Here is a 12,502-nt window from a genome sequence, read left to right on the forward strand (position 1 = left end):
GGAACCCGCCGGTGTCGTAATTCTGGATCAAAAAAGACCTGGACGTCGCCGACATGTTTTTTGGAAAATCATCAGGTTACTGGGTGAAATCGTTTTCCGGCCGCAGCCGTATTGACTAACGCTCGATCTTTCGCGGGCGTTCGACGATGGTATCGAACCCATTCCGCAATCTGGACTGAATGGTTTTATATATGCGGGCAACTCAGTCGGCGCGCCTGACCCCATTCAAAAGGGTGTCTTGCAGTTCACCGCCATGCAGGACCGAAATGTCGCCCGTCGTTTCCAAAACCACCGCTCGCACATCTGCCATAGCCGCGACATTTGCTTCACGCAATTTCGCCATCAGATCGGATTCTGACACGCGCGTCTGCCTGAGCGCCGGAGCAATGATCTGGCCGTCTCGCATCAAAATGACCGGCGCGTTCTGAACCATGGTCTGGAATCCGTCAGACGCTTTGCGAAGCCGCGCTATCGTATATTGAACACCCAACAACGAGGCAATCGCCAGCGCAGGTTGCAGAAATTCCAGCCAATTGGTCGCCTGGCTTGCTCCGGCCAAAAGCGAACCGGTTGCCACCGTGACCACGAAATCAAATGCATTCATTTTGGAAAAGGCCCGCAACCCGATCACGCGCACCACAACGATCACCCATAACAGAACCAAAGTGGACAGGGCGATTGCTCTGAGCGCGGTATCCAGGACTGTGACATCGGTGAACATCGCACGCCTCCGTTCGCTGCGGGTCGTTTCGGGCGGCTGCGGATCGGTCACAAACGCCAGCAATTCGATCTGATCAACGCATCAGACTGGGCCGGGTTCCGCAGAATGGCGCTGGCCTTGCCATGCTACGGAACCTTCAGCATCGCCGCTCCGTTAAACATTTGTATGACATAAAGGCGGACGCATAATGAGATTTCTGTGGGCAAGAGACGGGCATGCCGGGTCATGACAGGATCGGAAAAGACGGCGCGTTTGAACGGCACGACCATATCCGTATTGCTCAATGATCAATCCGGCAAAAAAGACGCAGGTCCAAATGCCGACGATATTGAGACGGCGTTTCAACGGCTTGGGCATGCGGTCCGGGTGGTTCCGTTCGACCCGAACCGCGCGTTGGAGGACACGATTGCCGATCTGCTGCGCGACGACCCGGAAACGATTGTCGCGGCGGGCGGCGATGGGACCATCAGCGGCGTCGCCCAAGCGCTGTTGGGCAAGCAATGCCACTTTGGTATCCTGCCGCGTGGCACCTTCAACTACTTCGCCCGGTCGCTGGGCATCCCCCAGGATCTTGACGGTGCCGCACAGATCATTGCACAGGGGCAAACGCGCCCGTTGCGGATCGCGATGTTGAATGGTCAAACCTTTCTTAACAATGCAAACCTGGGGCTGTATCCACAGATTTTGCGGTCCCGCGAGGATATCTATGATTTCTGGGGGCGCAGCCGCGCGGCAGCCTATTGGTCGGCTTTGAAGGTTCTGTTTCAATGGCCGAAACCTTTGGTTATCACAATCCGGGCGGACGCCGAGGAAAAGACCCTGCGCACGCCTATGATTTTCGTTCTGAACAACGCGTTCCAACTGCGCCAGATGGGTATGGAGGGTGCCGACTGTATCGAAGAGGGCAGGCTTGCCATGCTCATCGCACCAGATCAGGGCCGCCTTGGGATGCTCAAAAGTGCGGTGGCCATGCTCATGGGGCGCGCTGCCCGACACCGTGATTTCCACCTGCTCTGCGCGACGGATTTCGAGGTCCGTGCGCAGCGCCGCAACCTGCTGGTTGCCCGCGACGGAGAACGCTGCCGTATGACCGGGCCGTTTCATTTTGCCCTGAGCGACGACACGCTTCAAACCCTTGTTCCAACAGACCCGAAAGGCGATGTGCGATGAAGCGGCTCTTGCATCTGTCCGACCTGCATTTCGGGCGCGACAGACCCGAATTGCTGGAGCCTTTGGTCCAGAAAATCAACGCTCTGGCCCCGGATGTGGTTGCGATCTCGGGCGATCTGACGCAACGGGCGCGTGCCGCACAGTTTCGACAGGCGCGCGGGCTGATCGACCGGATTGCCTGCCCGGTCCTGGTTGTGCCCGGCAACCATGACACGCCGCTGGATAACCTGATCGAGCGCATTTTCATGCCTTGGCGGCGATACCGAAAATGGATCGATACCGATCTGGAGCCGCAAATACACGGCCCGGACTGGTCCATCGTTGGGATCAACTCGGTCAATCCGCTTGGCTGGCAGCGCGGCTGGTTCGACGCGGGCGACATCCGCGCCGTGCGGGACGGGTTTTCGGACACGCCCGAAAGCGCATTGCGTATCGTTGTGGTGCATCACCCGCTGGAACATCTGCCCGGAGAGCGCAAGAAACTGATGCGCGGGGCAGAGGCCGCGATTGCCGCGCTGGCAGAGGTTGGCACTGATATTGTGTTGTCGGGGCATCTGCACAGCTGGCGCGCCGATGTTTTTGCCGCCGCCCCGACCGAACCGCGGGTGCTTCAGGTGCATGCGGGAACCGTATTGTCTGACAGGTTGCGTGGGCAGGAAAACGATTTCAACCTGTTGACACTTGATCAGGGCCGCGTCGAGGTCACGCGCTTTGTCAGTCGCGATGCAGCGGACTTCAAGCCGGAAGACAGCGCCCGGTTCGAGCGCTTTGAGGCGGGTTGGCGGGCTTTGCGGCGTGCCGACCCATCGTCGTGACGGAGCGCTGATCGGATTGCCCGTGCAGCGCGTGCTCACTGTCGTTCAATCCGCCTCTGTTTCTGCCGGATTCTGCGCCGCGTAAAATGCCGCCACTGCCGCGATCTCCTCATCTGTCATTGCCTCGGCGATGCGCGACATCACACCCAGCGGACTGCCTCGGCGCAGGCCGGAACGCCAGGCCTTCAACTGGTCGGTGATGTAACCCGCCGAATGACCCGCAAGCGGCGGTGCGATGGGCACTCTGTCCAAATCGCCGACCGCGTTGTGACACATGACGCAAGCGGTGATCTCAGCAGCCTCACCCGATTGTTGCCGTCCGGCATAGGCAAGCAGTTCACCAGCGCGCACCAATTCCCAGTCCAGATCGGCTGGTGGCGTCATATCGGGCGGGGGCAAATCGGCGTAATAGGCCAGAACGGCATGCACTTCCTGGGGTGTCAGGCGGGCGGAAATCGGGGCCATGATCGCACTGGCACGATTGCCATTCAGAAAGTATTGGATCTGTGTCACCAGATAATCATAGGGCAGCGCGGCGAGCCGCGGTGCCTGTGCGCCGCCCGCTCCGGCAAGACCGTGACAGGCCATACATTTCATGCTGACACCGCCAGCTTGCGCACCGCCTTTGGCGATGGCGCGCCCGGTTTTCAGATGGTCTTCGCTGAACGTCTCTGCGTTGCGTTGCGGGTCAAGCCGCTGTGCAAGCGACGCATCCTGCGCGTGGGCTGATGCCGCCATTGCAACCGACAGCGCAGCGGCAAGTATCCGGGTACGCGTCATGGCGTATGAGACAGTCATGCCCTATCCTCCATCCAGATCGGCAAATTCCTTGCGCAACCGGGCCACGTCCTCTGCCGTGACGTCGCCCTGATACTCATTGTTCAGATTGTGTCGCAGATAGTTCGTCACGGCAGCCACTTGTTCGTTGTTCAGCCAGTCGGCAAAAGAGGGCATGGCCCCATTGCCCTCGAGGATCAGATTGACGGGATAGCGTATTGCGTTCAGCCGGGCATTCGCGGCAAGGGCGGGATAGGACGCCGCGCCATAAGCACCTTCGCCCTTTGCCCCATGACAGCCGGAACAGGCGCGCCGATACAGCGTCGCACCATCGGTATCGGTGAACATATCCGTAGTGGCTCCCAGATCTTGGGTGCCGGGTTGTACCGGCGTGTCGTGATCCTGCGCCGCAATCGGCACGGCCATCAGGGACAACGCCGTGGCAAAGATGATCGGTTGTGCATAGTTCATCGGTCTTGTCCTTTCCCGCAGGGTTACTGGCTGGTGGCACGGTCATGAACCTGCCGCACAGCATCCAGCGCCGACAGAAGCGAGCCTTCCTGCCAGCCGGGCAGATAGGAGATATGCTCGCCCGCGCAGACAAAGCGGTTGTCCATGGTCGCGGCGATTTCATAGTCCGGGCCGCGGTCGTCCCAGTTGCTGTAGCAGCCCAACATCCAGGGCACGCGGTGCCAGCTGAGCACGACACCATTGGAAAATTCGTCGCGATATTGCGGATGGATCTGCGCGCCCTGCGCCAGAACCGATTCCAGCCGCTCTTCCGGAGACATGGAATTATACACGTAGGCCTGCGGGCCATAGACATAGGCCCCCAGAAGAACCCCCGGCCCATCCGAGTGCATTTCATTGGATGGATAGCCGATTTCGGCGATGGGTAGATCGGTCAGCGTGATGCCACCGTAAATCTGTTCGTCCCGTTCCCAGAAACGCCGTTTCATCTCAAGCCCGGCCTTGACCGACTCGTGATAATGCAACTGCCGCATCACGCGGCGCATCTCGGGGGATACGTTGATCTCCAGTTGGCTGAGGATGGTGAAGGGGATGGTGCAGACGCAGTAGTCAGCGGTGACTTGACCGCCTTCGCCGCCATCACGGGCAGGCTCGTAATCGACCGTGACGCCATCTTCGCCCTGCACCACCCGCGTCACGCGGGCGTTGTGGGTGATGAGGTCGCCAACCTCACGGTGAAAGCCATGCGCAATCTGCTCCATCCCCCCGATGGGCTGGAACATGGGCGCATGGTGTCGATAGGTGGTATGGTTGCGCATATATTGCCAGAACCGCGAGTTTAGCAGATCGTTCAGCGAGATCGGCTCAGACGGCTCCGGCGCGGCCTCCCACAAGCCACCACCGGGCGCACCGGCGTCGGGATAACCGCGATATTCAGCGATATCCAGACCCGCAGAGTAGCGATAATTGCCATCCAGAATGCCAAAGGATTTCAGCGACTCCAGTAGAATTTCGGTATCCTCAACGCTGGCTGTCCGCTCCAATGCGCCCGCATTGGTTGCCTTGGCCAGCAATTCGGTGATTCCGCCCACATAATCGGCCCAGGCATGGCCATAGCGCACGGGTTTGCCATCAAAATGGCGGGTGGAATGCAAATAGGCGTTGTGGTTTTCCTGAACGAAGACTTCCAGCGGCACGTTGAGGCGGTGGCAATAATCCAGCAGGGCAAGATGATGGTGCGGAATACGCCAGGGGCCGATGTTGATGTACTGACCTTCAGAGAATTTCACATCCTGTGTGTAGCCGCCCAACTCTTCGATAGTGTCGCCGCCTTTGAGCGTCCAGCAGCGGCCCCCTGCCCTGTCCTGATATTCCAGAACGCGCACCTGATAGCCGGCATTGCGCAATTCCAACGCCGCGCACATGCCAGCAAGACCAGCACCAAGAACGACGACGCTGGCACCCTCGGGTGCCCCAGACAGATCAGGCGGGCCGCGATAGGGACTTTGCTGCGCATGGCCGAGGCTGGTCATCGCGCTGAGCATAGCACTGGACCCGGCACTGAGACCAATCATCTGAAGAAGAGCTCTGCGGGACGGGAGGAAAGGTTGGTCTTGCATTGTGGCCTCGAATTTTAAGATCAATTGGCGGGCATGACAGGCTAACGCGGCACATCGGGTACGGGTTCCGCACGGGATTTACGCAAACCGACGTGTTGTCCCGCGTATGCGCCGGAGCTTTGCCATGGTTGGTTCCTGTCGGCCCCACGCCTCTAGACTGGCGGTCAAGATATCGCGCCGCAATGTGCCGAAAGGCTGTAGCGGCTCGGTAAACCTTGCAAAGCGCAGGCTAGGTGCCGTGTGACCGCCGATCTAACGCGGTCACGCCATTGGGATCGTTCAGCACGAGTTGCCGCCGTCCCAATTTATCCAACCCAAGGAACTGCATAGTCCAAGACAATCCAAGCAGTGCGGAGCAATAATCGCGGATTACACAAATCAATTGAGGAGAGACCCCGGTGCAAGTTCTTCTAACGAAACGCATTCTGTTATCTTCGATTGCCGCAAGTGCCTTGGTCTTTGCGGCGAAAGGGGTCAGGGCCGCTGATCCTGGCGATACCGCCGCGCAGATTTATGCAATCTATGTTGACGCAATGACCCAGACAAACGCAGCCCTTGAAGGGTCGCCGCCGGTCACTCTCGAACTCGGCGCAGACCTCGACACGATCAAGGAAGCGGCGGTGACCAAACTTGTGGCACTGGGACACGACGTTGCGGCGATGAGCGCAAGCGATCGTGCAAGTGTTGAGGGCAAGCTAAGCAGTTTGGTGTCCTCGATCCACCGCGACCCCGCAACCAAGGATGTCTACACTGGCTACCAAAGCATCTGGAAGGCATATGTCGGTGAGGATCAGGAATTTTTTGAAAAGATCAAATCGCTGAACATCCTGACGCAATATGCTTTTTTCGATCTTCTGCGCAAACAAGAGCCCGACGAAGCCGACCGGCTGGGCGTGTGAAAAACGCACTGACGGTGCTGGCCATCTGCATGGCCAGTCCGGGCTCTGCCGATCTTCTGGCCGATCTTGCCCCGCCACCGCCAAGCGACGGTGCGTGTTGGGAACGGACCTATGATGACGCTCATCTTGCGCGCCATCCCCGCCAGAAAGTCACGGACATCCGGTTTCACTTGCAGAACATCGCGGGCGAATATGCGTTTAACATCGCCATTGCGACGCGTGAACGTGCGGGCCAGCTGCACGGATATTGCAGTCTAGACCCGGATGGGTCTGTTGCCTGTCTCGTGGCTTGTGACGGCGGCGAGATATATCTGCGACGGTCACGGATCAAAGGGGCTATCCTGTTGGCCGTGGATTCGCTTGATCGCTTGCACGTCAACGCAAAATGCAAAGGAAAAGACAACGACGGAGCGGAGGCTTTCATGATCCAGGCCGAGCCAGATGACAGGCTGTTTCTGCTGCATGCAACAAGCGTGCGGACCTGTACGGTGCAACCGTTCAAACCCTTTCTGGACCACCGCGGAAAATGAAGGCCATGCGACAGGGTGTTAACCGCCCAAATTGCTTGATCGCTTTTGCCTGACTCACGGTTTTTGAAAGTCTAGCTGGATGTCTTTTGCGATACCGTCCGGTGCCCTGAGCAGCAAAAAGAAATCGCCACCGATCGGAATAAGGTTAGCGGTGAATTTTTGTTCCGTTCCCGGCGCGATTTCGGTTCTTGTATAGCCCTTCAGGATCAACCCCGTCTCGGGCGGCTCCTGACCGCGCACGGGGCTGTCAACCAGCACAGCGGACAGTTTCCATAGATCGACATCAACATAGCTGTAGATCTCCAACCGACCTGCGCCCGACCTCGCGGTGCCGCTGATCTTGATCTTTCTGCCGTAGGAGAGCGTGTTGTTGGTCCGGGCAAGTCTCAGCCGGAAGCGCCCGGTGAGGTCGCCAATTGTGACGCGACCACCGACGCTGGAGGAATCGCCCAAAAGTCCGCTGGAAAAACGGCTGCCCAGACGGCTTGAAACCTCTCGCGCGCGGCCATTTTTGCCCGGAACGGTTTCCACAAACCCATCCGCCAGATAATTTTCCTTGATCGCAAGCGCCTGACACCATTGTCGGTCATACGACCCCATCTGGTCATTGTTGTTGAAATCCGTGCAATCAGGACGGGGCGTGGCGGTGGCCGCAGAACAGAACAACAGACTCGCAAGACATACCGGAGCCAATAGGGTCTTTATCGTCTGCACCATAGTCTTTTCCTATTGCGGCCACCAATACCCGGCTCTGCGTCTTAGATCTTGCCGCAGCGGAACCGGTCGTTGCCGGTTTCTTCCTTAAAGATCTCTTTGATCATTCGGCAATTTCCGGGCTTGTCCGGAAACATCGCCGATGGCCCCATATAGCTCCATGCGGTGCAGCCTTCGCCCGCGTTTTCCTTGCAGGCCGCTTCACAGTCTGCGGCGGACTGGGTTTCGAACATCGGTCCGATTGCAGAGGCCGGGGTGTAGGAACAGTGCGGATATGTCTCTGCATCATCGGCAAGAACCGGGCCCGCAAGGGTGCAGAAGAGGATCGCTGTGAGGGCACGTTTCATGGTGAAATCTCCGTTTTAGCTATTCGAAACTGTGGTGTGGAGTTTGAAAAAAGGGCTCCATCACCAAAGCAGCCTAGCCATATGTGTGCCGTGCTGCTTGGACTCTGCGCTTTAACGTCTTGTCGAATACGCGACAGGGATCATCGCCCGCGATGCCTGTCGCGATCTGTCCAAGCAAACGGACTGCCGTGTCCAAGAACGAAATTGCTTTCACAGGTAGGCTGAATCGCATGTGCAATCGTTGAAATTCGAACGCGTCTGAAAAAGTGAAATTTGTCACAAATGGGATTTTTAATCATGGCAAGGACATTGAAAGCGCAGGGGCTGGTGCTGTTGATGGTTGCAACACAAGCACCGGGTCAGGATCGTGGCGTTGCTGATGCGATGATCGCCGAAGGCGCGCCTGCCGCGATGGCCAAATGCATGGTCGCGCAGTTGGGCGATGACGCCGAACGCCTGTTCACCGCCAGCGACGGTGAACTGACCGAAGATGACACAACGACACTTGTTGCCGCATTGGAGGCGTGTAGCGACGTGGATGCAGGCGAATAGGGTCGACGCGAATGGTCAGGCCAATTCTGTCAATCTGCCTTGCACTGGCCGGGATATGCGCCGCACCGTCCCATGCCCAAGACACGGTCTATACGCCGAACGGGTTGCTGGCGCGCTATATGCACTGGCACGACAAGCAGGTGACGATTGCCGCCTATCCGGCGCTTTTCATGTCACCGGGGCGTTGGAAAGACAGACAAATGGAGTTTGGCGCAAAGCCCGAACCACAGGCCCCGGCCCTGGTTGTCTGCGACGTGCTGACAGCGCCGAATGAAAACAGGATCACCAGCACCGATCTTATCATCCTGCGCGGTGTTTTTGCACGGCGCGTGCCGCCGTGGTCCGGAGACGCGTTGGATCAGATCGCATTGACAGAGTGTGAGGTGCTTTCCATTGGCGGTGCGATGCCCCAAGACGGCGACCCGTGGGAGATCAATGATACCCCCAAAGCGGTTGACGCCCTGCACGACGCTGTGTTCGGCATCATTGGCCAGACCGTTCGCGTCAAAGGATTTTACTGGGGCAGAACCTGGTCGGGTGCAACCGATGAGAGCCGACATGATCTGCAGGAAACGGCCGCCTTTCTGGGGCCCAAACCCATCGGTTGCTTTCAGAACGGCAAGGTCGATGCACCGCAATCGGTTCTGGACACCCGCGAGAATACGGTGATCGAAGGCGAGGTTGCACTAACCTATCACAGTCGCCCGGACCGCGTTGATATCAAGAATTGCCGCTTTATTCCGCCGGATGGTTAGAAAGGCGAAAACCAAGATATGGTCAGATGTTCAATTCAAACCTTGCTCACATACGTTTGCGCCTCTATCGCAGCGCCAGACGCTGTAATTGCTCAGGACAATCTGACGGCGTCGTTCGGGGATTGGCGCACATTTTGCGACAAAGGTCGGGTTTGCGACGCCTATACCTATTCCGGTTGGGAATATGCGCAGAACCCCAATAGCGGCCATGTCTTTTCCCTTAGAAGGCGTCCAACCGGTGAGGGCTGGTCGATGTCGATCACCTTTGACAGGGTCGAACCCAAGCTGGCCCTAGGTTTGGAAGCCAGCGTCATCCGCTACGGTCACGATCAACCGCCGATCCCTGGATTTCAAGCCGACATGCTCGCATTGCAAGGGGGGCGGGTCGGCAACGGGCTGACGGGCATTCACGAATTGTATCTGATGGGTCCAAGCGCCGAGACGGTGATGGAGCGCCTGAGGTTGGGCGATATTCTGGATTTTGAGTTCGGCGGTTGCCAGGATGAGTTCTTCTCTGCCGGGTTTTCGCTCTCCGGGATCACCGCTGCTCTGGCCTGGATTGACAAGGTGCAGGGATTGCCGCCGGGAAGCGTGGACATCGTCCATTCCGCCCCCGGCACCGAAGAGGGGCCATTTCCAAATTGCGGTGAATAGCAATGCTTGGAATAGAGTTTCTGACACCAATTCTTCTGACCTGTTTGCAACGGCTGTTGGACGAACACGGACCAATTGTGGGGCTGTCGCGGGAACCGCCTTTCCCGAAGAAATCGGAACAGTGTCAGCAGAGGGCTATGTCTTGTTTCGCCCTGAAACTGGTCCAGTGGCGTCTGTTGTGCTGGCGGATCAAGAGGAGGCCGGATGGATGACCTGGGGCATACTCGATCAACCGCTACCACCGTTGCCTGAACGCCTCCGGGTTAGGCCGGCGAACAGCGCTGATCAAGAGGGCAAGCTTTTGATCCGCCAACCATCTGACTCGCGCTGTACGGTAAAATCATCCGTTCCGGATTCAGCATCGCCATCAATCATCAGGTCCATCCAGACGCTGACATAACCGCGATCGGGACCACGCATCTTGCGCGCTTTCAACTGGGCCGCGTTCAGCGTCCAGCTTTTCCATGTCTTGAGTGCATTCCGGCCCTTGCGATCAGGGTCATCCGTCATTGCAGTCCGCCAGGCCCGATCCCCCCGGATGCGGCTGGCCAGGAACGACACCACCGCAGCCTCGGGCGTATCAAGCCCCGGCCTGAGAGCAGAGGCAGCGGCGCGGTCAATCATCAGCGGGTCGATGTAGGTTTCCCAACCGTTCTCGCCCTCTATGGTGTCCGGCGGCACGAAAGGGGTTTCTGCCGCCATCATGACTGGCAGACCAGACATTGCAACGGCGGCGGTGGTGCAAAGCAGAAAATACCTGCGGTGAACCGAAACTGTGAAATGACTCATAAAAGCCTCTGCGGAATTGTGTCCAACGCTGTCATGATACAGACGCTTACGCCCAATGCCTTGGACCAGACGGGACGATCACTTGGACAAAGCAGGACGTAGGTCGGTGGAATACTTGACAGGACAGATGCGCTGGCGCAGCCTCATCGAACTTAAAGTGTTCTTTGGTGAAGTTTATTGAATTGTGAATCCGCCATTTCAGGATCATGCGATCCGCCCATGCGGTTCTCGACACGCTGGCTGCCAGAAAAAGACCGGCTGGATATTTGGCGCGAAGAATTCGGACGCCGGCTTGTCCATTTGGATTTTGAACCGCTCGATGACATGCCGCTGCTCTATGACACGACATTTCTAAACCTGGGCAATGCGGTCATCGCTAAGGGAGAGATCAGCGCAATTTCCTGTTCGCGCACCCGGTTGATGCTGAACGATGGCAATAGCGACATCGTTCTGCTGATACGGGACGACGAGGAAATGTACGCCGAACAAGGCAAGCTTGCGCAAAGCATCGCGGTCGGCGAAGGGCTGGTGCGTCGCTCCGACGAAGCGGGTCGGACATTGCTGCGCCCCGGCAAATTTCTGACTTTGAACCTGCCTGTTGAACACCTGACTGAACGTGTGGCCGATATTGACAGGCTGGGCATGGCCGTCATTCCCGGAGGCACCGAAGCGCTGGGGCTTCTTGCGGGATATTGCCGGATGATGATGGCCCTGCAGGATGGCGGCTCTGCTGCTGCGCGATCCGTGATGAACAAACACGTGCTTGATCTGGCGTCCCTTGCGATCGGTGCCAACCGCGACGCCTGGCTGGTTGCGCAGGATCGCGGCGTTCGCGCTGCGCGTCGGCTGGCCGCGATTTGTGCCATTCGCAAGAATGCACACCGACCAGATTTCCGGATCGCCGAACTTGCCCGCGAATTCAAGGTTTCCGAAAGCTACCTGCGCAAGCTGTTTGCCGAGGTCAGCCAGACCTTTTCATCGCTGCTCCTCGAAGCACGGCTTGTCATGGCGCGGGAAAAGCTGCTGGATCAACGATTTGATACGTTGCACATCAGCCAAATTGCCTTTGATTGCGGTTTCAGTGATGTGTCCTATTTCAACAGAACATTCTATCGGCGTTTTGAAATGACCCCGACAGACGCGCGCAAGCGGTGATTGGCCCTTTCAGCCCGTGCGATCCTTATATGATGGCCGAGGATCGCTTGCGTGAATTGTGTTTAAGCTGATGTTCTGTTTGGCCAAGTCGGTGAATTGTCCTCAGGATCGGAGACATTGCCGCTATTTGCTTCCTGCCGCAGACCTCATCCTCGGCTTCCCTGGTGACGACAGCTAGACACCACTGGCCCTTTTGAGAAAGACGGAACGGTTTGGATGGCAAGGCGCCTCTCATCTTCGATTGGAAAGTGGCCTGAACAAGTCCGTCAAGCGGCACCAAGACGCGACACGTCTACAGGGAAGAGGCCATACCATGCAGTCTCGGGGGAGGTATAGGGTCCCCTAGCCAGATACCCCCTTTTAGGATTTCCTTCTCAGACTCCTCCTCTCGTGGGTGATCATCTTTTAGCAGTTATCCATTGCTTAGACCTATACCCGAGAGGGGAGATAACAGCCTTGAGAACCGTCATGACAGTTCGCATAGCGGGGGCATAAACAGGAGCATTTTACGCCCGGTCGGTCCGTTGAAAGACT

15 protein-coding genes are annotated in these 12,502 nt (G+C 57.8%); 8 read left to right on the plus strand and 7 right to left on the minus strand.

The genetic code is table 11. The features are described 5' to 3' along the window. Positions 1-202: 202 nt before the first annotated feature. Positions 203-721, minus strand: a complete 519-nt coding sequence (locus tag ACG74X_RS13170) for a DUF421 domain-containing protein (protein ID WP_411235373.1) — start codon at positions 719-721, stop codon at positions 203-205. 225 nt (positions 722-946) lie between these two features. Between ACG74X_RS13170 and ACG74X_RS13175 the strand changes: the two genes are divergently transcribed. Then, the gene (locus tag ACG74X_RS13175) at positions 947-1,891 is read left to right on the plus strand and encodes a diacylglycerol/lipid kinase family protein (RefSeq protein WP_411235374.1); all 945 of its coding nucleotides are present in this window, start codon (positions 947-949) and stop codon (positions 1,889-1,891) included. Further along, positions 1,888-2,706, plus strand: coding sequence for a metallophosphoesterase family protein (locus tag ACG74X_RS13180; protein WP_411235375.1), 819 nt, complete (start codon positions 1,888-1,890; stop codon positions 2,704-2,706). Before ACG74X_RS13175 ends, ACG74X_RS13180 begins: the two co-directional genes overlap by 4 nt. A 45-nt stretch (positions 2,707-2,751) precedes the next feature. Here the strand turns inward: ACG74X_RS13180 and ACG74X_RS13185 are convergent, their stop codons facing one another. Genes ACG74X_RS13185 through ACG74X_RS13195 form a run of 3 tightly spaced genes read right to left on the minus strand, consistent with a single transcriptional unit; the run spans position 2,752 to position 5,498 of the window. After that, entirely contained in the window at positions 2,752-3,504 is a 753-nt protein-coding gene (locus tag ACG74X_RS13185) for a c-type cytochrome (protein ID WP_411235376.1), read from the minus strand. A gap of 3 nt (positions 3,505-3,507) precedes the next feature. After that, the gene (locus tag ACG74X_RS13190; RefSeq protein ID WP_411235377.1) at positions 3,508-3,954 is read right to left on the minus strand and encodes a c-type cytochrome; all 447 of its coding nucleotides are present in this window, start codon (positions 3,952-3,954) and stop codon (positions 3,508-3,510) included. A gap of 23 nt (positions 3,955-3,977) precedes the next feature. Next, positions 3,978-5,498 carry a flavin monoamine oxidase family protein gene (locus tag ACG74X_RS13195; protein WP_411235378.1) on the minus strand — a complete coding sequence of 507 codons (1,521 nt, stop codon included), beginning with the start codon at positions 5,496-5,498 and terminating at the stop codon, positions 3,978-3,980. Between the two features lie 473 nt (positions 5,499-5,971). Between ACG74X_RS13195 and ACG74X_RS13200 the strand changes: the two genes are divergently transcribed. Further along, positions 5,972-6,472, plus strand: a complete 501-nt coding sequence (locus tag ACG74X_RS13200; RefSeq protein WP_411235380.1) for a hypothetical protein — start codon at positions 5,972-5,974, stop codon at positions 6,470-6,472. Next, positions 6,469-7,002 (plus strand): hypothetical protein, encoded by a 534-nt coding sequence (locus tag ACG74X_RS13205; protein ID WP_411235382.1) that lies wholly within the window; start codon positions 6,469-6,471, stop codon positions 7,000-7,002. The genes ACG74X_RS13200 and ACG74X_RS13205 overlap by 4 nt, the downstream gene beginning before the upstream one ends. Positions 7,003-7,056: 54 nt before the next feature. Here ACG74X_RS13205 and ACG74X_RS13210 read toward each other — a convergent pair whose 3' ends face one another. Together ACG74X_RS13210 and ACG74X_RS13215 are read right to left on the minus strand one after the other, a co-directional pair. Further along, positions 7,057-7,719, minus strand: coding sequence for a hypothetical protein (locus ACG74X_RS13210; protein WP_411235383.1), 663 nt, complete (start codon positions 7,717-7,719; stop codon positions 7,057-7,059). Between the two features lie 41 nt (positions 7,720-7,760). Then, positions 7,761-8,063: a hypothetical protein gene (locus ACG74X_RS13215; RefSeq protein WP_411235384.1), complete on the minus strand. Its 303-nt coding sequence runs from the start codon at positions 8,061-8,063 to the stop codon at positions 7,761-7,763. A gap of 282 nt (positions 8,064-8,345) precedes the next feature. On the opposite strand from ACG74X_RS13215, the gene ACG74X_RS13220 reads away from it, so the two are divergent. Genes ACG74X_RS13220 through ACG74X_RS13230 form a run of 3 tightly spaced genes read left to right on the plus strand, consistent with a single transcriptional unit; the run spans position 8,346 to position 10,024 of the window. After that, positions 8,346-8,615: a hypothetical protein gene (locus ACG74X_RS13220; RefSeq protein WP_411235385.1), complete on the plus strand. Its 270-nt coding sequence runs from the start codon at positions 8,346-8,348 to the stop codon at positions 8,613-8,615. A gap of 11 nt (positions 8,616-8,626) precedes the next feature. Further along, entirely contained in the window at positions 8,627-9,370 is a 744-nt protein-coding gene (locus ACG74X_RS13225) for a hypothetical protein (RefSeq protein ID WP_411235387.1), read from the plus strand. 42 nt (positions 9,371-9,412) lie between these two features. Next, positions 9,413-10,024 carry a hypothetical protein gene (locus ACG74X_RS13230; protein WP_411235388.1) on the plus strand — a complete coding sequence of 204 codons (612 nt, stop codon included), beginning with the start codon at positions 9,413-9,415 and terminating at the stop codon, positions 10,022-10,024. Between the two features lie 285 nt (positions 10,025-10,309). Here ACG74X_RS13230 and ACG74X_RS13235 read toward each other — a convergent pair whose 3' ends face one another. Continuing rightward, positions 10,310-10,813 (minus strand): hypothetical protein, encoded by a 504-nt coding sequence (locus tag ACG74X_RS13235; RefSeq protein ID WP_411235390.1) that lies wholly within the window; start codon positions 10,811-10,813, stop codon positions 10,310-10,312. A gap of 219 nt (positions 10,814-11,032) precedes the next feature. Here ACG74X_RS13235 and ACG74X_RS13240 point away from each other — a divergent pair, with 219 nt between their 5' ends. Next, positions 11,033-11,968 carry a helix-turn-helix transcriptional regulator gene (locus ACG74X_RS13240; protein WP_411235391.1) on the plus strand — a complete coding sequence of 312 codons (936 nt, stop codon included), beginning with the start codon at positions 11,033-11,035 and terminating at the stop codon, positions 11,966-11,968. Positions 11,969-12,502: the final 534 nt, after the last annotated feature.

Origin of the sequence: Marivita sp. S0852 (genome assembly GCF_046591575.1) — a bacterium.
Lineage (GTDB): Bacteria > Pseudomonadota > Alphaproteobacteria > Rhodobacterales > Rhodobacteraceae > Marivita.

Excerpts from the sequence above, each read along its gene's own strand:
- ACG74X_RS13170 (WP_411235373.1), bottom strand. The coding sequence starts at position 721 with ATGTTCACCGATGTCACAGTCCTGGATACCGCGCTCAGAGCAATCGCC.
- ACG74X_RS13175 (WP_411235374.1), top strand. The coding sequence starts at position 947 with ATGACAGGATCGGAAAAGACGGCGCGTTTGAACGGCACGACCATATCC.
- ACG74X_RS13180 (WP_411235375.1), top strand. The coding sequence starts at position 1,888 with ATGAAGCGGCTCTTGCATCTGTCCGACCTGCATTTCGGGCGCGACAGA.
- ACG74X_RS13185 (WP_411235376.1), bottom strand. The coding sequence starts at position 3,504 with ATGACTGTCTCATACGCCATGACGCGTACCCGGATACTTGCCGCTGCG.
- ACG74X_RS13190 (WP_411235377.1), bottom strand. The coding sequence starts at position 3,954 with ATGAACTATGCACAACCGATCATCTTTGCCACGGCGTTGTCCCTGATG.
- ACG74X_RS13195 (WP_411235378.1), bottom strand. The coding sequence starts at position 5,498 with ATGCTCAGCGCGATGACCAGCCTCGGCCATGCGCAGCAAAGTCCCTAT.
- ACG74X_RS13210 (WP_411235383.1), bottom strand. The coding sequence starts at position 7,719 with ATGGTGCAGACGATAAAGACCCTATTGGCTCCGGTATGTCTTGCGAGT.
- ACG74X_RS13215 (WP_411235384.1), bottom strand. The coding sequence starts at position 8,063 with ATGAAACGTGCCCTCACAGCGATCCTCTTCTGCACCCTTGCGGGCCCG.
- ACG74X_RS13220 (WP_411235385.1), top strand. The coding sequence starts at position 8,346 with ATGGGATTTTTAATCATGGCAAGGACATTGAAAGCGCAGGGGCTGGTG.
- ACG74X_RS13225 (WP_411235387.1), top strand. The coding sequence starts at position 8,627 with ATGGTCAGGCCAATTCTGTCAATCTGCCTTGCACTGGCCGGGATATGC.
- ACG74X_RS13235 (WP_411235390.1), bottom strand. The coding sequence starts at position 10,813 with ATGAGTCATTTCACAGTTTCGGTTCACCGCAGGTATTTTCTGCTTTGC.
- ACG74X_RS13240 (WP_411235391.1), top strand. The coding sequence starts at position 11,033 with ATGCGGTTCTCGACACGCTGGCTGCCAGAAAAAGACCGGCTGGATATT.